Genomic DNA, 18,301 nt, shown 5'->3' with positions numbered 1-18,301 from the left:
TGGGAGACAGGGAGAGACTTAGCGCGGGCGCAGGCTGTTTCCAAGGGGTTTGTTTGTGTCGCCTTCGGCCCGTCGGGCGAGGAGCCCTACATCTTCGGGACGGGGTTCGTCCGCGGGTCCGGGCCGTTGGTGACGACGCGGTCGCGGTCAGACAGATCCTTGATCACGATGACGTCAGCGAAGCCGGCGGCCTCGAACAGGGCCTTGACCTGGGGGCCCTGGTCCCAGCCGATCTCGACCGCGAACAGGCCGTCGGGGCGCAGGATGCGGCGGATCTCGGGGGCCAGTTCGCGGTAGGCCTGGAGGCCGTCGGGGCCGCCGTCGAGGGCGAGGTGGGGGTCGTGGTCGCGCACTTCGGGGTCGAGTCCGGGGATGTCGCCGGACGGGATGTAGGGCGGGTTGGAGACGACGACGTCGAAGCTGTGGTCGGCGAAGCCGGCGGCCCATTCGGTGCGCAGGAAGGTCGCGCGGCCGTCGAGGTCGAGATTGGCGGCGTTCTCCTTCGCCACCGCCAGGGCCTCGGACGAGATGTCGGTGCCGACCCCGCGGGCGCCGGCCCGTTCGGCCAGGGTCGCCAGCAGGATGGCCCCGGAGCCGGTGCCGAGATCGATGATCTCGAAGGCCCGGTTGGGCGGACAGGCCAGCAGGACGACGTCGAGGATGGCCTCGGTGTCGGGGCGGGGGCTGAGCACGTCGGGGGTGACGTTCAGCATGATCTTCCAGAAGCCCTTCCTGCCGAGGATGCGCGACACCGGCTCGCGGCGCAGGCGGCGCTCGACGAAGCCGTCCAGCGCGGCCTGCTGGCCGGGGGTCACGGCGCGGTACGGGTCGGTCAGGATGTCGGTGCGCGAACAGCCGGCGGCGACCTCGAGCAAGAGGCGGGCGTCGATCGAGGGGCTGTCGATGCGGCCGGCCTTGAGCGTGGCCGCGGCGGCCTTCCAGGCGGTCAGCAGGGTCGGGCCGGAGGTCGGGGATGCGGCGGCGTCGGTCATGCTCTGGCCTTGGCGCGGGATTGCGCGGATATCAAGCGCGGCGGCGTCGGAACGCCGTCAAACCGGAGTCGTTGTGGCCACGATGCAGAAGCGGTCTGAAACAAGGGGCGGCCTCAGCCTGTGGGGCGTCCTGGGAGCGGTGGCCGGGGGCCTGGCCGCGGGGGCGGGGGCGGCGCATCTGCTGTACCGCCACGGCCATCGCTACGGACTGGAGTTGCGCCCTCCGCGACCGGAGCCGGCGCCGCCGCGTCCGCCGGTTCCCGAGGATTTCGAGGAAAGGGAACCCGGGCGCGGCCGGCTGGCGCGGCGGCCGGAACACATTCCGCACAAGGGCTGGATCGACATCTTCTGGCGTGTCGGGATGTCCTATTTCGGGGACCGCGTCGGCTTCGTCGCCGGCGGCGTGACCTTCTTCGTCGTGCTGTCGCTGTTCCCGACCCTGGCCGCCTTCGTGACCATCTACGGCCTGTTCTCCGATCCCAGCGACGTGGTGGCGCGGCTGTATTTCCTCTATTCGGTGATGCCGTCGGGAGTGGCCGGCTTCGTCTCGGGCGAGATGCAGCGCCTGGCCGACAATTCGAACACCCAGCTGACCTTCACCCTGGTGTGGACGCTGGCGCTGTCGCTGTGGACCGCGAACGGGGCGATCAAGGTGCTCTTCTACGGGCTCAACATCGCCTATCACGAGGTCGAGCGCCGCAATTTCCTCAAATACAACCTGACCTGCCTGGCCTTCACCGTGAGCGGACTGGCCGCCATCCTGGTGACGGCCGGTCTGGTGGTCGGCGTACCTCTGGTGCTGGGCTATTTGGGCCTCGCGGACGAATGGGCCCACCTGGCGCCGCTGCGCTGGCCGCTGCTGCTGCTCGTCTACGTCGCCTCGCTGACGGTGGTCTATCGCTTCGGGCCGTGCCGGCAGCGGGCGCGCTGGCGCTGGCTGACGCCGGGGGCGCTGTTCGCCTCGCTGCTGAGCGTCGGCCTGTCGCTGGGCTTCAGCTGGTATCTGCAGACCTTCGTCAAGGTGGACTCCTACGGACCGCTGGCGGCGATGATGGGCTTCCTGCTGTGGACCTGGCTGAGCGTGCAGATCATCATCATGGGGGCCGAGCTGAACGCCGAGGTCGAGCACCAGACGGCCATCGACACCACCACCGGAGAGCCGGCCGCCCTCGGCGAGCGCGGCGCGGTGGTGGCCGACACGGTCGGGCCGCGGCGCGGCAATCTGGCGGCCCTGGCCTTCACGCTCAAACATGCCGAGGCGCTGTCCGACCGGCTGTTGAAGCGGCGCATCCGGCAGACCCCGCCCGAGGCCTGACGAGGGCGGCAGGGGCGGTCGTTGGCGCTTCGCGAACGGGCGGGCGCCGCCGTTCACGAAGGCGGGGCGACGATCGCCGCATCCGGCGTGGCGGGCGGCGCGGGTCGCGGACAGGGTCGGCGGGTCGAGGCCCGGCCGTCGGGTCTCCCCCACACGAAGAGACCGCCATGATCCGCCTGCAAATCGCCACCCTCGGCGCGGCCGCCGCCGGCCTGCTCCTGCTGTCCGGCCCCGCCCTCGCCCAGGAAGCCGGCCGCGACAGCTCCGTCGCCCTGACCTTCGAGACCGGGACGCCGACCGGCGCCGTCATGGTCGCCCTGTACGATTCGCCCGCGGCCTACACCGGGGGTCGGCCGGTCGGGCAGACGATGCTGGACGTCGCAGCCGGCGAGACCACGGCGACCTTCGAGGGCCTGCCCGCCGGCGAGTACGCGGCCAAGGCCTTCCATGACGTGGACGGAGACGGCGAGATGGACGCCAATCCATTCGGCCTTCCGACCGAGCCCTACGCCTTCTCGAACAACGCCGTCGGCAATATGGGACCGGCGAGCTGGGAGCGGGCCCGCTTCACCGTCTCGGGCGCGACCGCCCAGACGATCCGGCTTCGCTGAGGAGGGCGCGATGATCGCCTCCCGACGCCATGTCCTGATGGGCGCCGCGGCCGCCGCCGCCGCGGTCGTCACCCCGGAAACGGTGCGCGCCATGTCCGCGATGCGGATCGCCACGGACTGGGGCCTGGCCACCGCCGACATCGAAACCGATGTGGCCCCGCGGGCCATGCGCCTGATCCACGGGCGGGCGCCCGCCGGGCTGGAGGGCGCGCTGTACCGCAACGGACCGGCCAAATTCCGCCGCCCCGGGCGGTCGGCGGCGCACTGGTTCGACGGCGACGGACTGGTCCGGCGCTTCCGGATCGCCGATGGCCGGGCGGAGCTGGCCGCCCGCTTCGTCGACACGCCCAAACGGCGCCAGGAGACGCGGCTGGACGCCATGGTCATGCCGGGTTTCGGCACCGTCGGGGATCCGCGCGCCGAGATCGGTTCGAACGACGACGCCAATGCGGCCAACACATCCGTGCTGATGGCCGGGGACGCCCTGTGGGCCCTGTGGGAAGGCGGCTCGGCCGTGGCCATGGACCCGGAGACGCTGGCGACCCGGGGCATGGTCACCCACCGCCCGGACCTGAAGTCCATGCCCTTCCTCGCCCATCCGCGGCGCGAGCCGGACGGCCGGATCTGGAACCTGGGCATGGGCGGCGGTCAGGCGATGGTCTGGCGGCTGTCAGCCGCGGGCGAGCTGGAGGCGGCGACCCTGATCCCCCTGCCGCGGGCCAGCTATGTCCACGATTTCACCGCCACCGACGGGCATCTGGTGATCGTGCTGCAGCCGTGGATACAGGCGCGGATGACCATGCCCTTCTCCGAGGGTTTCGAGTGGCGCCCCGCCGAGGGCACGCAGGTGCTGGTCCTCGACAAGGACGACCTGTCGCGTCGAAGGGTGTTCGAGCTGCCGGCGTTCGGCTTCTTCCATCTGGGCGACGCCTGGTCGGACGGGGACGACATCCGGTTCGACGTCTGCGTCCATCGCGACATGGATTTCGCCGCCCGGGGAGCGACCGAGGTCCTCAACGGCGTGCCGCTGGATGGCGAGCCGGCGCGGCTGGCCCTGGCGCAACTGAAGGCGGACGGATCCGCCGGGCTGCTGCGCACGGACCAGGTGGCGGAGTTCCCGCGGGGCGATCCACGCCGGGCGGGGCTGCCCCGACGCTTCAGCCTGCATACGGCCGGGGAGGCGCCGGGGCGTCCGTTCGCGAGCGCGATCGGGATGACCGACTGGCGGGCCGGACGCACCCGGGTGTTCGACTTCGGGGCCGACCATGTGATGGACGAGATGGTGTTCGTGCCCCGGCCCGGCGGCTCGGCCGAGGACGATGGATGGCTGATAGGGCCGTCGATCAACCTGGCCGCCCGGGTCAGCGAGCTGCATGTGCTCGACGCGGCGCGGATAGAGGACGGGCCGGTGGCCAGCTGGCGGGCGGACACGGCCCTGCCGGTCAGCTTCCACGGCATCTGGACCCAGGCTCGGCCTAGTACCAGCCGGCCTCCCGCAGGGCCCGGGCGTAGCGGCGGCTGACCGGGGCGACGACGCCGCCCTCGAGGGTCAGGGACGCCCGGCCGTCGCTGCGGGCGACGTCGCGCACCGCGTCCCGCGCCACCCACCAGCTGCGGTGGGTGCGCGCGCCCTCCAGTCCCTCCAGCTCGGCGACGGCGTCCGACAGCCGCATCAGGATCAGGTCCGAGCCGCGGTCGGTGTGCAGGCGCAGATAGTGGTCTTCGGCCTGGACGGCGCGCAGGGCGGCGCCGCGGAGCCGCGGCGGCAGGCGGTCGAGGAAACGGGCCGGGGCGGCGCTGGCGGAGCCCGCATGGGTCTGGACCGGCGCCGGTCGGCCGAGGAAGACGTTCAGGGCGCTGATGGCGACGGTGATGACCAGGACCGGGCCGATGAAGTCGACGAGCCGGCTGACCGGATAGATCTCGCTCTCGAAGACGAGGCCGGTGACCAGCCAGACCAGCACCACCACCGGGCCGGCGGTGAGTGCGGAGAGGGCGGCCACCGTCAGCCACGGCCGCTCGTCCGGGTCGACGAGGCGCTCGATCAGACGCGAACAAAGAGTGGCCCAGGCGGCGCCGGCCAGAATCAGCGGAACCCAATAGGCGAAGCGAAGCCACAGCGGGACGATGTTGGTGCCGAAGGCCCCGGTCAGGGCCAGCACCACGCCCGAGCCCACGGCGACGGCGAGGCCGCGGTCGAGCCGGATCGAAATCCGCAGCGTCCGGCCTTCATCCTGCGGGGGCGCGGGGGCGCTCATCGGCGGGCGCCCGCTCCCGGCCCGCACACGGCGCGGAAACCGGCGGCGGCGAAGCGGACCATGTATTCGCCGGCGGTTTCGAGGTCGCCGGAGCGGCACAGGCCGCCCGACAGACGGTCAAGGCGACCGGTCTCGCCCAAGGTCAGGGTCAGGGCGCCGGACAGGTTGTGATAGCCCCAGTAAAGGTCCTCCTCGTGCGCCTCGGGCAGGACCCGCTTGATCAGCTCGATGAGCCGCCGGGCGGTCGGGTCGAAATAGCGCGTCATGATCTCGCCGCCGAACATCGGGTTGGCGTTGGTCTGGGCCACCAGGGCGGCGTAGTGCTTCCACCCCGGCCCGCCCTTCAGGGCCCATTCGAACGGCGAATGCAGGAAGGCCGCGAGCAGCCCCTCCAGCGTCATGTCCGCCCCCGCCGCCTCGGCGTAGCGGTTGATGGCGTTGACCCGGTCGCTGTTCCAGACCTCGGCCCGGCGCAGGAAGACGGCGTCGAACAGGGCGCGCTTGGCCCCGAAATAGTAGTGCACCAGGGCGGTGTCGACGCCGGCCTCGCGCGCCACCTCGCGGATGGTGACGCCGTAGAAGCCGTGCTTGGAGAACAGGTCCTCGGCGGCGTCGAGGATGGACTCGCGGGTATCGGCGGCGCCCTCGGCCCGGGCCTTCGACGGGCGGCCGCGCCGGGCGGGGGCGGCGACGGTCTCGGGAGCGGCAAGCTTGGTCATTCGCAGAAGCTAGGCTCCGTCAGCCGGTCATGGCAACGGCGCCACAGTCGGGCGCGGCCCGTGTCGCGGCAAGCGGCGCCGTTTGACAGGCGGGGGAAAACAGTTACGGTCCCGGAAAATCATTGAACGCTGAATAAAAAAGCGTCACGGGCTGGAAACACAGGAATGGGGCTTCACATGAACCGCTACGTAAAGACCGCCTTGCTCGCGGGCGCCGCCTGGAGCGCGCTTTCAACCGCCGTCCTGGCGCAGGACGCGCCGCCGCAGGAGGAGACGGCGACCAACGTCGGCGAGATCATCGTCACCGCCCGCCGTCGCGACGAGGCGCTGAAGGACGTGCCGATCTCGGTCTCGGCTTTGGGCGCGGAACGCCTGGAAGAGACCGGCGCGACGGACATCACCGCCCTGCAGCAGCAGACGCCGAACGCGACGGTCCAGGTGGCCCGCGGATCGAACTCGACCCTGATCTCCTTTATCCGCGGCGTCGGCCAGCAGGATCCGCTGTGGGGCTTCGAGCCCGGCGTCGGCCTGTATGTCGACGACGTCTACATCGCGCGTCCTCAGGGCGCCGTGCTCGACATCTACGACGTCGAGCGCATTGAGGTGCTGCGCGGCCCGCAGGGCACGCTTTACGGCCGCAACACGGTCGGCGGCGCGGTCAAATACGTGACCTCGCGTCTGTCGCAGGATCCCGAGCTGATGCTGCGCGGCGCCTACGGCAGCTACAACCAGGTCGACCTGCTGGCCTCGGGCAGCATGCCGCTGGCCGACAATTTCCGCATCGGCGGCGCCATCGCCAGCTATCAGCGCGACGGCTACGGCGAGAACCTGAACACCGGCGCCGAGCACTACAACAAGGACGTGCTGGCCGGCCGCGTCAGCATGGAGTGGGAACCGCGCGAGGACATGTCGATCCGCCTGGCCTACGACCGGGTCGAGGACGACTCCAATCCCCGCCACGGCCACCGCGAGGTCGCGGGCGTCGGACCGGGCGCCGGCGTGCCGGACAGCGTCTATGACACCTATGCCGGCATCGGCGACGAGAACTCGGTGATGAACCAGGGCTTCTCGGCGACGGTCCAGCTGGATGTCAACGAGCACTGGACCTTCAAGTCGATCACCGCCTGGCGCGAGGGCGAGACCGACACCGTCATCGACTTCGACAACACCCCGGCGCCGACCCTGGACATCCCGGCCTACTACGCCGACGACCAGCTGACGCAGGAGTTCCAGTTCCTGTTCGACTACGACCGGATCCAGGGCGTGATGGGCTTCTTCTACCTCGACGGCCACGCCGAGGGGGCCTTTGACACCATCGCCGGCAATCTCGGCATCGTCATCGGCACCGGCGGCCAGGTGAACACCGAGAGCTGGGCCGGCTACGCCGACGTCAACCTCGACCTGACCGACCGCCTGCACCTGTCGCTGGGCGCGCGCTATACGCTCGACAACAAGACCGGGACGGTGTTCCGCGCCAACTATCTGGGCGCCACCAACAGCCCGCTGCTGGGCGGCACGCCGCGCGCTCCCCTGCTGGTCCGCACCGACTACACCGCCTCGAACGACTTCAACCAGTTCACCCCGCGGGTGGCGCTGTCCTATGATCTCAACGACGACATGACGGCCTACGCCTCGTATTCGCAGGGCTACAAGTCCGGCGGCTTCGACATGCGCGGCGACGCCATCCTCACCCCGGACACGGTCAACGGCTACGAGCCGGAGACCGTCGACTCGATCGAGCTGGGCCTGAAGGGTTCGCTGGACCGGCTGTCGTTCGCGGCCTCGGTGTTCCGCAACGAGTACAACGACCAGCAGGTCACCACCCAGGTCCCGGCCGTCGGCGGCATCGCCAGCTTCGTCGACAACGTCGGCTCCTCGACCTTCCTCGGCGCCGAGTTCGAAGGCTCGCTGTTCCTGTCGGACAGCCTGAGCGCCAACTTCGCCGTGGGTTACCTCGACTCCGACTTCGAGGAGTTCCTGCGCTACAACCTGGCGCTGGGCGTCTACGAGGACATCTCGGACCAGGTGGTGCTGCAGAACGCACCGAAATGGACGGGCTATCTCGGCCTGACCTGGCGCGGCGACGTGGCCGGCGGCGAGCTCGCCGTCACCCCGTCGGTGTCCTATCGCGACGACTACAGCCAGTTCGAGTTCCCGAACCCGATCCTCGACCAGGAGGCCTATGCGCTGGTTGACCTGTCGATCGTCTGGACCGATCCGGGCGACCGCTACACCGTCGGCCTGTACGGCAAGAACCTGACGGACGAGGAGTACCGGGTGGGCGCCTACAACTTCGCCGGCGCGGTCTTCAACGACTCCCTGATCGGATACTACGGCCCGCCGCAGACCGTGACCGCCTCGCTGCAGGTCAAGTTCTGATCCGAAAGACTCCTGAAGCCTGATCGCATGTGATCACGGGCGGCGGTTCACCTGAGCCGCCGCCCTTTTTCTTTTACGCCGCGCCACGGCCCCGCTACCGTCCGGCCCAACAAGAAGACCAAGTCGAGGGAAACGTCATGACCGACACGGCCGCCTCCAGCCCCGCGGCGACGCCCGTCCGCCCCGGCTACCGCTACTATGTGCTGGCGGTGCTGGTGCTGGTCTATGCGCTGAACTTCCTCGACCGGCAGATCATCGGCATCCTCGCGGCCCCGCTGAAGGATCATTTCGACCTCACCGACTCCCAGTTCGGCCTGCTGGGCGGCATCGCCTTCGCCAGCGTCTATTCGACCCTGGCGATCCCGCTGGCGTGGCTGGCCGACCGCTTCAGCCGGGTGTGGATCATGACCGGGGCGCTGGCGGTGTGGAGCGGCTTCACCGCCCTGTGCGGCATGGCCGGCTCGTTCACCCAGCTGTTCCTGTGCCGGATGGGGGTGGGCGTCGGCGAAGCGGGCGGCGTGGCCCCGGCCTATTCGCTGATCTCGGACTATTTCCCGCCGTCGCAGCGGGCCCGGGCGCTGGCGGTGTTCGCCTTCGGCATCCCGATCGGCACCGCAGCGGGCACGCTGGTCGGCGGCCTGCTGGCGGCGCGGTGGGGCTGGCAGACGGCCTTTATCGTCGTCGGCATGCTGGGCCTGCTGCTGGCCCCGCTGCTGCGCCTGACCATCCGCGATCCGAAGCGGGGCGGGACCGACGCGACGGCCGCGGCGGAGAAGGCGGCGCTGGCCCCCGCCGCCTCGCCGGCGAGCACGGCCCCGGCCGCGGCGCTGTCCAGCCGGACCGGAAGCCTCGCCTCAATGGCCATGCTGTCGATCGGCGCAGCGGCCCTGGCCTGGGGCGCGGTCCAGTATTTCGTCGCGGGCCAGGAGGCGAGCGGCCTGACCTGGGGCTTCGGCGGTCTGCTGGCGCTGGTCATCGGGGTGTCGCTGCGGATCGCCCGCAGCACCGCCTCGGTGGTGATCCGCAAGCCGAGTTTCTGGCTGCTGGCGCTCGGCGCGGCGTCCTCCTCGATCTGCGGCTATGGCGTCGCCGGCTGGCTGCCGCTGTTCTTCATGCGCAGCTTCGACCTGACCCTGATCCAGACCAGCTGGTATTATTCGGGCATCGCCCTGGTGGGCGGCACCCTCGGCATCTGGCTGGGCGGCTTCTTCGCCGACAAGCTGAGCAAGCGCGGCAAGGGGGCCTATCCGATGACCCCGGCGATCGCCTTCCTGATCTCGGCGCCGCTGTTCATCGCGGCGATGAACTCGCCGTGGATCATCGGCCTGGTCCTGCCCGGCGGGGGCACCAACGCCCAGCAGCTGATCCTGGCCTTCCTGATCTTCCTCGTCCCGACCGGCCTGAACCTGGCCTGGCTGGGACCGGTGACGGCGGCGGTGCAGCACCTGGTCCCGGCTCCGATGCGCTCCACCGCCTCGGCCCTGTTCCTGCTGATCAACAACCTGCTCGGCCTGGCCGTCGGCTTCTACTATTTCGGCTGGATGAGCGACCTGCTGGCCCCGCGCTTCGGCGACGAGAGCCTGCGCTGGGCGATCTACACCGGCATGGCCTTCTATCTGCTGGCCTCGGCCCTGCTGTTCGGCGCCTCGCGGACGCTGAAGCGCGATTGGGTCGACTGAGACGACGCCGGCCATATTGACGCTTTTTTTCGACGCACACTGGCTTCGATAGCCGGGCCGCGCCCGGCCCTCCCCCTGTCATCGTGAGAGTCCGCCTACATGATCGCCACGCTTCTGTTCGCCGCCGCCCTGAGCGCGGCCCCGGCTCCGGCCGACGACTTCAAGGCCCTGTGCGTCGTCACCAGGGGCGATGTCGCCGCCGTGACCGCCGCCGTCGCCGCCCAGGGCTCCTGGTCGGGCCCGGTCCAGCAGGACGGCATGACCGTCTGGACGCATACGGGCGAGGGCGTCGAGCGCAACCTCGTGGTCGGTGAACAGGCCGCCCCGGACGGCAAGCGCCAGGCCTGCATGCTGACCAGCCAGCCGGCCCAGCCCGAGCTGGCCTCCGGCATCACCGCAGCGCTGGGCGGCGTGGCGATGGCCGTCGACGCCAACGCCGGCCTCTATGCCTATGCCCCGGACCAGGACGCCTACCGCGCCGGCGACGTGACCTTCGTGCAGGTCACCAGCGAGGCGGACAGCACCAGCCTGACGGCGATCCGGCCGATCCGCTAGGCGGCTCCGCGGCGCGAACCACCGAACGCCCTTCGCCCCGCGGCGGAGGGCGTTTCCCTGTCCGGTCCATGCCGGCCGGGCGACAGGCGGTTGCACCTGCGAAGGCGCGGGTCCTATAAGCACGCCGACTCTCCCCCCAAGGCGGCATCCATGAACATTCACGAGTATCAGGCCAAGCAGGTCCTGAAGGGCTTCGGCGCTCCGGTTGCGGCCGGCGTGGCCATCACCTCGGCCGACCAGGCCGAAGCGGCGGCGAAACAGCTGCCCGGTCCCCTGTACGTCGTGAAGTCGCAGATCCACGCCGGCGGGCGCGGCAAGGGCAGGTTCAAGGAGCTGCCGGCCGACGCCAAGGGCGGCGTCCGGCTCGCCCGCTCGATCGAGGAAGTCGTCGCCAACGCCCGCGAGATGCTGGGCAACACGCTGGTGACCGCCCAGACCGGCCCGGCCGGCAAACAGGTCAACCGCCTCTATATCGAGGACGGCGCCGACATCGATCGCGAGCTGTACTGCTCGCTGCTGGTCGACCGGCAGTACGGGCGCATCGCCTTCGTCGTCTCCACCGAGGGCGGCATGGACATCGAGGCGGTCGCCCATGACACGCCCGAGAAGATCCAGACCATCGTCATCGACCCGGAAGCCGGCGTCACCGACGCCGATGTGGCGAAGATCAACGCCGCGCTCAAGCTGGACGGCGCGGCCGCCCAGGACGGCGAGACCCTGTTCCCGACCCTGTACCGGGCCTTCGTCGAGAAGGACATGTCGATGCTGGAGATCAACCCGCTGATCGTCATGACCAACGGCCGCCTGCGGGTGCTGGACGCCAAGGTCAGCTTCGACGGCAACGCCCTGTTCCGCCATCCGGACATCAAGGAACTGCGCGACGAAACCGAGGAAGACGCCAAGGAGATCGAGGCCTCGGAATGGGACCTCGCCTATGTCGCGCTGGACGGCAACATCGGCTGCATGGTCAACGGCGCCGGTCTGGCCATGGCGACGATGGACATCATCAAGCTGTACGGCAAGGAGCCGGCCAACTTCTGCGACGTGGGCGGCGGCGCCTCCAAGGAAAAGGTCGCGGCGGCCTTCAAGATCATCACCGCCGACCCGGCCGTTCAGGGCATCCTGGTCAACATCTTCGGCGGCATCATGCGCTGCGACGTCATCGCCGAGGGGGTGGTCGCCGCGGTGAAGGAAGTCGGGCTGAAGGTGCCGCTGGTCGTCCGCCTCGAGGGCACCAACGTCAACGAGGGCAAGCGCATCCTCAATGAGTCGGGTCTGGCCATCACCGCCGCCGACGACCTGGACGACGCCGCCCAGAAGATCGTCGCGGCGGTCGGCTGAGCCTGTGAGGGGCGCCCGCACCCTGGTCGCCGCGTTCGCCGCGGCGCTTGTGTGGCCCGCGACCGGATGGTCGCAGGCGGCGGTGGCGCCCGCGCGCCTCGACCTGATCCAGACCCTGAACCAGATCTGCGTCGCGGCCCACGGCGACCGCGAGCGGGCCGCCGCCCTGGCGCTGGAAGCCGGCTTTTCGCCGACTCCCGCCGAGACCGTGCCCCATCTGCGCAACAGCTCTGAAGCCTCGGGCTTCGTGCGCAGCACCAGCGCCGACATGGCCTATGTCATCACCGGACTGATGACCCGCCGCATCGGCCGGGAGACGGTGCAGATCGAGTTCTGCGGGGTTTCGGCCCGGCCGACCGATCACCGGGCGCTCGACGCGCGGCTGCGGGAGGTGATGGGGTTCGCGCCCGTGCGCGGCGCCGGCTTCGAGGCCTACGCCTGGCTGCAGACCCCCGAGGGCCGGGCGCCCACGCGCAGCCTCACCGACCCCCAGTTCGTGTCCATGGCGGCGACCGGCCAGATGCGCATGATCGGACTGGACCGCGCCGGCCCGGGGTCGACCCTGATCTATTTCCTTCCTCGCATCGACTGAGCCGACGCGACTCCACCTTTCCGCCTTCGGGATATTCGAACCATGTCCATCCTCGTCGACAAGAACACCAAGGTCATCGTCCAGGGCCTGACCGGCAAGACCGGCACCTTCCACACGGAACAGGCGCTGCGCTACTACGGCACGAAGATGGTCGGCGGCGTGCACCCGAAGAAGGGCGGCGAGCTGTGGCACGGGTCGGAAGGCGAGACCCTGCCGATCTTCGCCTCTGTGGCCGAAGCGAAGGAAGCGACCGGCGCGACGGCGTCGGTGATCTATGTCCCGCCGGCGGGCGCCGCCGACGCCATCATCGAGGCCATCGAGGCCGAAGTGCCCTTCATTACCTGCATCACCGAGGGCATCCCGGTGCTGGACATGGTGCGCGTCAAGGCGCGGCTGGACCGGTCGAAGTCCCGCCTGCTGGGCCCCAACTGCCCCGGCATCCTGACCCCGGAAGAGTGCAAGATCGGCATCATGCCGGGCTCGATCTTCAAGAAGGGCAATGTCGGCATCGTCTCGCGCTCGGGCACCCTGACCTATGAGGCGGTGTTCCAGACCACCAACGAGGGCCTCGGCCAGACCACGGCCGTCGGCATCGGCGGCGACCCGGTCAAGGGCACGGAATTCATCGACGTGCTGGAGCTGTTCCTCGCCGACGAGGAGACGAAGTCGATCGTCATGATCGGCGAGATCGGCGGCGGGGCCGAGGAGGACGCGGCCCAGTTCCTGATCGACGAGGCGAAGAAGGGCCGCAAGAAGCCGATGGTCGGCTTCATCGCCGGCCGCACCGCGCCCAAGGGACGCACCATGGGCCACGCAGGCGCCGTGGTCTCGGGCGGCAAGGGCGACGCGGAGTCCAAGATCGCGGCCATGGAAGCCGCCGGCATCCGCGTCTCGCCGTCGCCGGCGCGTCTGGGTGCGACGCTGGTGGAAGTCCTGAAGGGCTGACGTTGCGCCTCGCGATCCGTCACCCTCGGGCTTGACCCGAGGGTCAGAGGCGAGCGGCGGGCTGTGCGTCGAAGATGGCCCCACACGCGCGCGCGCCTGCGCCTTCGACGGAGCACCGGATGGTCTGATCCTCGGGTCAAGCCCGAGGATGACGGCCGGAGTTGTGGGCTCTCATGTCTCACCTGTGGGGCACGAAACGGGGGAATTTCGCGGAATTTGCGACAAATTCCGCCCCTTCGCCCCCATTCGGTCATGACCCATAAGGAAACAGCGCCTATATCAGCGGCGCCGGCAGCGGGCAGACGTGCGCGCGCCGCCCAAGGGACGCGACGAGAACAATGGCGGACGATGCCGGTCGGCTGAACCAGGTCTTTGCCGAGACCAGCTTCCTGTATGGCTCCAACGCCTCGTTCATCGAGGATCTGCACGAGAAATGGGCCGCCGATCCGGCGTCGGTTTCCGGCGAATGGCGCGCCTTCTTCGACCAGCTGCGGGACAATGCCGAGACGGTGAAGGCCGCCGGCGCAGCCGGCGCCTGGGGCCGCTCGCCGGTGTCGGAGCCGACCGAGGACGCCGCGGTGTTCGACGGCCGTTGGCCCGCGCCGAAGCCTGATCCGAAGAAGGCCGGCGCCGCGCCGGCCAAGGCCGCCGAGGCCGCGCCGTCCGCGGCGGTGTCGAGCGAGGCCATCCGGGCCGCCGCCCACGATTCGATCCGCGCCCTGATGCTGATCCGCAGCTACCGCGTTCGCGGTCACCTGCAGGCGACGCTGGACCCGCTGGGCATCGAGCAACCGACCGAGAACCCCGAGCTGACGCCGGAATTCTACGGTTTCAGCGAGGCCGACCTCGACCGGCCGATCTATCTGGACGGCGTGCTGGGCCTGCAGACCGGGACCATCCGCGAGGTGCTGGCGATCCTGAAGCGCACCTACTGCGGCCATATCGGCATCCAGTTCATGCATATCGCCGAGCCGGAGGAGAAGGCCTGGCTGCAGGAACGGTTCGAAGGCTCGGACAAGTTCGAGCAGAACGCCTTCACGAAGGAAGGCAAGCTGGCCATCCTGAACAAGCTGATCGAAGCCGAGGGCTTCGAGCGCTTCCTGCACAAGCGCTTCCCCGGCACCAAGCGGTTCGGCCTGGACGGCGGCGAGGCCATGGTCCCGGCGCTGGAGCAGATCATCAAGCGCGGCGGCGCCCTTGGCGTCGACGAGATCGTGCTGGGCATGGCCCACCGCGGGCGGCTGAACACCCTGGCGGCGGTGATGGGCAAGCCCTATCGCGCCATCTTCCACGAGTTCCAGGGCGGCTCGACCGTGCCGTCCGACATCGAGGGCTCGGGGGACGTCAAATACCACATGGGCGCCTCGTCGGACCGCGAGTTCGACGGCAACAAGGTCCACCTGTCGCTGACCGCCAACCCGTCCCACCTCGAGATCGTCAATCCGGTGGTGCTGGGCAAGGCGCGGGCGAAACAGGCGTTCGACATCCGCGAGGCCAACGCCGGTCAGCCGTCGGAGCAATGGGCGCTGGACCGCTCCCGCGTCGTGCCCCTGCTGATCCACGGCGACGCCGCCTTCGCCGGCCAGGGCGTGGTGGCCGAGTGCTTCGCCCTGATGGGGCTGAAGGGCTACCGCACCGGCGGGACGATCCATTTCGTGGTCAACAACCAGATCGGCTTCACCACCAGCCCGCGCAACAGCCGGTCGAGCCCCTATCCGTCGGACGTGGCCCTGATGGTCCAGGCGCCGATCTTCCACGTCAACGGCGACGACCCGGAGGCGGTGGTCTTCGCCGCCAAGGTGGCCACCGAGTTCCGCCAGAAATTCCACAAGGACGTGGTGGTGGACATGTTCTGCTACCGCCGCTTCGGCCACAACGAGGGCGACGACCCGACCTTCACCCAGCCGCTGATGTATTCGAAGATCCGCGCGCTGAAGTCGACGCGTGAGATCTACGCCGCCCGCCTGATCGCCGAGGGGGTGATCGACCAGGCGGCGGTCGACGCCGAGGTCGAGCGGTTCGAGGCCTTCCTCGACGCCGAGTTCGAGGCCGGCAAGGCCTTCGAGGCCAAGAAGGCCGACTGGATGGACGGCCAGTGGCAGGGCATCGGCCTGCCGGACGGCGACGAGCGCCGCGGCGCCACCTCCGTCCCGGCAGCCAAGCTGAAGGACCTCGGCCACCGGCTGACGACCATTCCGAACGACGTCGACATGCACAAGACGCTGAAGCGCGTCATGGACGGCCGGCGCGAGATGATCACGACCGGCGAGAACATCGACTGGGCCACGGCCGAAAGCCTGGCCTTCGCCTCGCTGCTGGACGAGGGCTTCCCGGTGCGGCTGTCGGGCCAGGACTCGGTGCGCGGCACCTTCAGCCAGCGCCATTCGGGCATCGTCGACCAGACCACCGAGGCCCGCTACGTCCCGCTCAACAACCTGCGCGAGGGTCAGGCCGAGTTCGAGGTCATCGACTCGGCCCTGTCGGAAGAGGCGGTGCTGGGCTTCGAATACGGCTACGCCCTGACCGACCCCAACACCCTGGTCATGTGGGAAGCCCAGTTCGGCGACTTCGTGAACGGGGCCCAGGTGGTCATCGACCAGTTCATCACCTCGGGCGAGCGCAAATGGCTGCGCATGTGCGGCCTGACCATGCTGCTGCCGCACGGCTACGAGGGACAGGGGCCGGAGCATTCGTCGGCGCGTCTGGAGCGCTTCCTGCAGCAGTGCGCCGAGGACAACATCCAGGTCGCCAACTGCACCACGCCGGCCAACTATTTCCACATCCTGCGCCGCCAGATGCACCGGCCGTTCCGCAAGCCGCTGATCATCATGACGCCCAAGAGCCTGCTGCGGCACAAGAAGGCGGTCTCGACCCTCGCCGACATGGCCGAGGGCAGCTCGTTCCACCGCGTGCTGCACGACGACGCCCAGACCCGGCCCGAGGCCGCGGGCGTGAAGATCAAGGCGGACAAGGACATTCGCCGCGTCGTCCTGTGCTCGGGCAAGGTCTATTACGACCTGCTGGAGCGGCGGGAACGGGACGGGATCGACGACGTCTATCTGATGCGGCTGGAGCAGTTCTATCCCTGGCCGATGAAGTCGCTGATGACCGAACTGGCCCGCTTCCCCGACGCCGAACTGGTCTGGTGCCAGGAAGAGCCCAAGAACATGGGCGGCTGGACCTTCGTCGATCCGTGGCTGGAGCTGACGCTGGAGAAGCTGAACGTGAAGGCCAAACGGGCCCGCTACGTCGGCCGCCCGGCCTCGGCCTCGACCGCCGCGGGCCTGATGAGCCGGCACCTGAAAGAACTCGACGCCTTCCTGACCGACGCCTTCGCCTGACACCCTGAATAGCTGAACGAGACCTGGACCCGACCATGGCCGACATCCTGACCCCCGCCCTCGGCGAATCCGTCACCGAAGCCACCATCGGCAAGTGGACGAAGAAGGCCGGCGATCCGGTGAAGAAGGACGAGGTCCTGGTCGAACTGGAGACCGACAAGGTCTCGCTGGAGGTGGTGTCGCCCGCCGACGGCGTGCTGGCCGAGATCAAGGCTCCCGACGGCGAGACCGTGACGCCGGGCGCCGTGCTGGGCGTGGTCAGCGAAGGCGCGGCCGCCGCGCCGGCCGCCGAGGCGCCCGCCAGGGCCGAGGCTCCCAGGGCTGAAGCGCCGAAGGCCGAACCGGCCCCTGCGGCTGCTCCCGCCGCCGCCTCCGGCGGCACGGTGCCCATCATGACCCCCGTCATGGGCGAGAGCGTCGCCGAGGGTTCGATGGGGACCTGGCTGAAGAAGTCCGGCGACACGGTCGCCAAGGACGAGCTGCTGGTCGAGATCGAGACCGACAAGGTCGCGGTCGAGGTCTCGGCTCCCGCCGCCGGCGTCCTGACCATCGAGGCCGATGCGGGCGCGACCGTCACCCCGGGCCAGCAGATCGGCAGCATCGCGGCTTCTGGCGCCGCCGCCGCCGCTTCGCCGGCCCCGGCCGCGCCCGCCAACACCGGTTCGGCCCAGACGAAGTCGGACGCCCCTCACCTGTCCCCCGCCGTCCAGCGCGTGGTCAGCGAGAACAACCTCGATCCCAAGGCCATCGCGGCCACCGGGCCCAAGGGCAACATCACCAAGGGCGACGCCCTTGCCGCCATAAACGCCGCGCCCAAGGCGGCCGCTCCGGCTCCGGCCGCCGCCCCGACCGCGCCGCGCGCCGACCAGCCGCGCGAGGAGCGGGTCAAGATGACCCGGCTGCGCCAGACCATCGCCCGGCGCCTCAAGGAATCGCAGAACACCGCCGCCCAGCTGACCACCTTCAACGAGGTGGACATGACCAACGTAATGGCCCTGCGCAGCCAGTACAAGGAAGTGTTCGAGAAGCGCCACGGGGTGAAGCTGGGTTTCATGAGCTTCTTCACCCGCGCCGTGGTTCAGGCCCTGCACGAGATTCCGGCAGTCAACGCCGAGATCGACGGCACGGACATCATCTACAAGAACCACTACGACATCGGCATCGCCGTCGGCACCGAGAAGGGCCTCGTCGTGCCGGTGCTGCGCGACGCCGACCAGCTGTCGCTGGCGGGGATCGAGAAGGGCATCGCGGCGCTGGGCAAGGCGGCGCGGGACGGCGAGCTCACGCTGGAGAACCTGCAGGGCGGGACCTTCACCATCACCAACGGCGGCACCTACGGCTCGCTGATGTCGACGCCGATCCTCAATGCGCCGCAGTCGGGCATCCTCGGCATGCACAACATCGTCCAGCGCCCGATGGCGGTGAACGGCGAGGTCAAGATCCGCCCGATGATGTACCTTGCCCTGAGCTACGACCACCGCATCGTGGACGGCAAGGAGGCGGTGACCTTCCTCGTTCGGGTCAAGGAGCTGCTTGAGGACCCGGCGCGGGCGCTGCTGGATCTGTAGGGAACC

General features: G+C 69.5%; 14 protein-coding genes. 11 read left to right on the top strand and 3 right to left on the bottom strand.

Annotated elements, in window-relative coordinates; all coding sequences use genetic code 11:
- Window positions 1–86: 86 nt before the first annotated feature.
- The gene (prmC, locus tag VEA62_RS13020) at window positions 87–992 is read right to left on the bottom strand and encodes a peptide chain release factor N(5)-glutamine methyltransferase (RefSeq protein ID WP_324822489.1); all 906 of its coding nucleotides are present in this window, start codon (window positions 990–992) and stop codon (window positions 87–89) included.
- Window positions 993–1,074: 82 nt separating this feature from the next.
- On the opposite strand from prmC, the gene VEA62_RS13015 reads away from it, so the two are divergent.
- The 3 genes from VEA62_RS13015 to VEA62_RS13005 all read left to right on the top strand — a co-directional run bounded on the left by VEA62_RS13015 (window position 1,075) and on the right by VEA62_RS13005 (window position 4,440).
- Entirely contained in the window at window positions 1,075–2,307 is a 1,233-nt protein-coding gene (locus VEA62_RS13015) for a YihY/virulence factor BrkB family protein (RefSeq protein WP_324822486.1), read from the top strand.
- 167 nt (window positions 2,308–2,474) lie between these two features.
- The gene (locus VEA62_RS13010) at window positions 2,475–2,918 is read left to right on the top strand and encodes a DUF2141 domain-containing protein (RefSeq protein ID WP_324822484.1); all 444 of its coding nucleotides are present in this window, start codon (window positions 2,475–2,477) and stop codon (window positions 2,916–2,918) included.
- A 10-nt stretch (window positions 2,919–2,928) separates the two neighbouring features.
- The gene (locus VEA62_RS13005) at window positions 2,929–4,440 is read left to right on the top strand and encodes a carotenoid oxygenase family protein (protein WP_324822481.1); all 1,512 of its coding nucleotides are present in this window, start codon (window positions 2,929–2,931) and stop codon (window positions 4,438–4,440) included.
- On the opposite strand, the gene VEA62_RS13000 is transcribed toward VEA62_RS13005, so the two are convergent.
- Window positions 4,394–5,176 (bottom strand): LytTR family DNA-binding domain-containing protein, encoded by a 783-nt coding sequence (locus tag VEA62_RS13000; RefSeq protein WP_324822478.1) that lies wholly within the window; start codon window positions 5,174–5,176, stop codon window positions 4,394–4,396. The genes VEA62_RS13005 and VEA62_RS13000 overlap by 47 nt on opposite strands.
- Window positions 5,173–5,895 carry a TetR/AcrR family transcriptional regulator gene (locus VEA62_RS12995; protein WP_324822475.1) on the bottom strand — a complete coding sequence of 241 codons (723 nt, stop codon included), beginning with the start codon at window positions 5,893–5,895 and terminating at the stop codon, window positions 5,173–5,175. The genes VEA62_RS13000 and VEA62_RS12995 overlap by 4 nt, the downstream gene beginning before the upstream one ends.
- 177 nt (window positions 5,896–6,072) lie before the next feature.
- Between VEA62_RS12995 and VEA62_RS12990 the strand changes: the two genes are divergently transcribed.
- From VEA62_RS12990 to odhB, 8 genes are all read left to right on the top strand, one after another.
- The gene (locus tag VEA62_RS12990) at window positions 6,073–8,274 is read left to right on the top strand and encodes a TonB-dependent receptor (RefSeq protein WP_324822472.1); all 2,202 of its coding nucleotides are present in this window, start codon (window positions 6,073–6,075) and stop codon (window positions 8,272–8,274) included.
- Between the two features lie 137 nt (window positions 8,275–8,411).
- Window positions 8,412–9,953, top strand: a complete 1,542-nt coding sequence (locus VEA62_RS12985) for an MFS transporter (protein ID WP_324822469.1) — start codon at window positions 8,412–8,414, stop codon at window positions 9,951–9,953.
- A gap of 99 nt (window positions 9,954–10,052) precedes the next feature.
- Window positions 10,053–10,508: a hypothetical protein gene (locus VEA62_RS12980; protein WP_324822466.1), complete on the top strand. Its 456-nt coding sequence runs from the start codon at window positions 10,053–10,055 to the stop codon at window positions 10,506–10,508.
- Between the two features lie 150 nt (window positions 10,509–10,658).
- On the top strand, window positions 10,659–11,849 hold the full coding sequence (gene sucC, locus VEA62_RS12975; protein ID WP_324822463.1) for an ADP-forming succinate--CoA ligase subunit beta: 1,191 nt from the start codon (window positions 10,659–10,661) through the stop codon (window positions 11,847–11,849).
- Window positions 11,850–11,853: 4 nt separating this feature from the next.
- The gene (locus VEA62_RS12970) at window positions 11,854–12,441 is read left to right on the top strand and encodes a hypothetical protein (RefSeq protein ID WP_324822460.1); all 588 of its coding nucleotides are present in this window, start codon (window positions 11,854–11,856) and stop codon (window positions 12,439–12,441) included.
- Between the two features lie 42 nt (window positions 12,442–12,483).
- On the top strand, window positions 12,484–13,386 hold the full coding sequence (sucD, locus tag VEA62_RS12965) for a succinate--CoA ligase subunit alpha (protein WP_324822457.1): 903 nt from the start codon (window positions 12,484–12,486) through the stop codon (window positions 13,384–13,386).
- Window positions 13,387–13,724: 338 nt separating this feature from the next.
- The gene (locus VEA62_RS12960) at window positions 13,725–16,727 is read left to right on the top strand and encodes a 2-oxoglutarate dehydrogenase E1 component (RefSeq protein WP_324822454.1); all 3,003 of its coding nucleotides are present in this window, start codon (window positions 13,725–13,727) and stop codon (window positions 16,725–16,727) included.
- 35 nt (window positions 16,728–16,762) lie between these two features.
- On the top strand, window positions 16,763–18,295 hold the full coding sequence (odhB, locus tag VEA62_RS12955) for a 2-oxoglutarate dehydrogenase complex dihydrolipoyllysine-residue succinyltransferase (protein ID WP_324822451.1): 1,533 nt from the start codon (window positions 16,763–16,765) through the stop codon (window positions 18,293–18,295).
- Window positions 18,296–18,301 lie beyond the last annotated feature (6 nt).

It is taken from the genome of Brevundimonas sp., assembly GCF_035627475.1.
In the GTDB taxonomy this organism is placed as follows: domain Bacteria; phylum Pseudomonadota; class Alphaproteobacteria; order Caulobacterales; family Caulobacteraceae; genus Brevundimonas.
Note: the sequence above shows the minus strand (reverse complement) of the source record. Positions and strands in the feature narration are given on the sequence as shown.

Excerpts from the sequence above, each read along its gene's own strand:
- prmC (WP_324822489.1), bottom strand. The coding sequence starts at position 992 with ATGACCGACGCCGCCGCATCCCCGACCTCCGGCCCGACCCTGCTGACC.
- sucD (WP_324822457.1), top strand. The coding sequence starts at position 12,484 with ATGTCCATCCTCGTCGACAAGAACACCAAGGTCATCGTCCAGGGCCTG.
- VEA62_RS12960 (WP_324822454.1), top strand. The coding sequence starts at position 13,725 with ATGGCGGACGATGCCGGTCGGCTGAACCAGGTCTTTGCCGAGACCAGC.
- VEA62_RS13005 (WP_324822481.1), top strand. The coding sequence starts at position 2,929 with ATGATCGCCTCCCGACGCCATGTCCTGATGGGCGCCGCGGCCGCCGCC.
- VEA62_RS12990 (WP_324822472.1), top strand. The coding sequence starts at position 6,073 with ATGAACCGCTACGTAAAGACCGCCTTGCTCGCGGGCGCCGCCTGGAGC.
- VEA62_RS12995 (WP_324822475.1), bottom strand. The coding sequence starts at position 5,895 with ATGACCAAGCTTGCCGCTCCCGAGACCGTCGCCGCCCCCGCCCGGCGC.
- VEA62_RS13015 (WP_324822486.1), top strand. The coding sequence starts at position 1,075 with ATGCAGAAGCGGTCTGAAACAAGGGGCGGCCTCAGCCTGTGGGGCGTC.
- odhB (WP_324822451.1), top strand. The coding sequence starts at position 16,763 with ATGGCCGACATCCTGACCCCCGCCCTCGGCGAATCCGTCACCGAAGCC.
- VEA62_RS13010 (WP_324822484.1), top strand. The coding sequence starts at position 2,475 with ATGATCCGCCTGCAAATCGCCACCCTCGGCGCGGCCGCCGCCGGCCTG.
- VEA62_RS12985 (WP_324822469.1), top strand. The coding sequence starts at position 8,412 with ATGACCGACACGGCCGCCTCCAGCCCCGCGGCGACGCCCGTCCGCCCC.
- VEA62_RS12980 (WP_324822466.1), top strand. The coding sequence starts at position 10,053 with ATGATCGCCACGCTTCTGTTCGCCGCCGCCCTGAGCGCGGCCCCGGCT.
- sucC (WP_324822463.1), top strand. The coding sequence starts at position 10,659 with ATGAACATTCACGAGTATCAGGCCAAGCAGGTCCTGAAGGGCTTCGGC.
- VEA62_RS13000 (WP_324822478.1), bottom strand. The coding sequence starts at position 5,176 with ATGAGCGCCCCCGCGCCCCCGCAGGATGAAGGCCGGACGCTGCGGATT.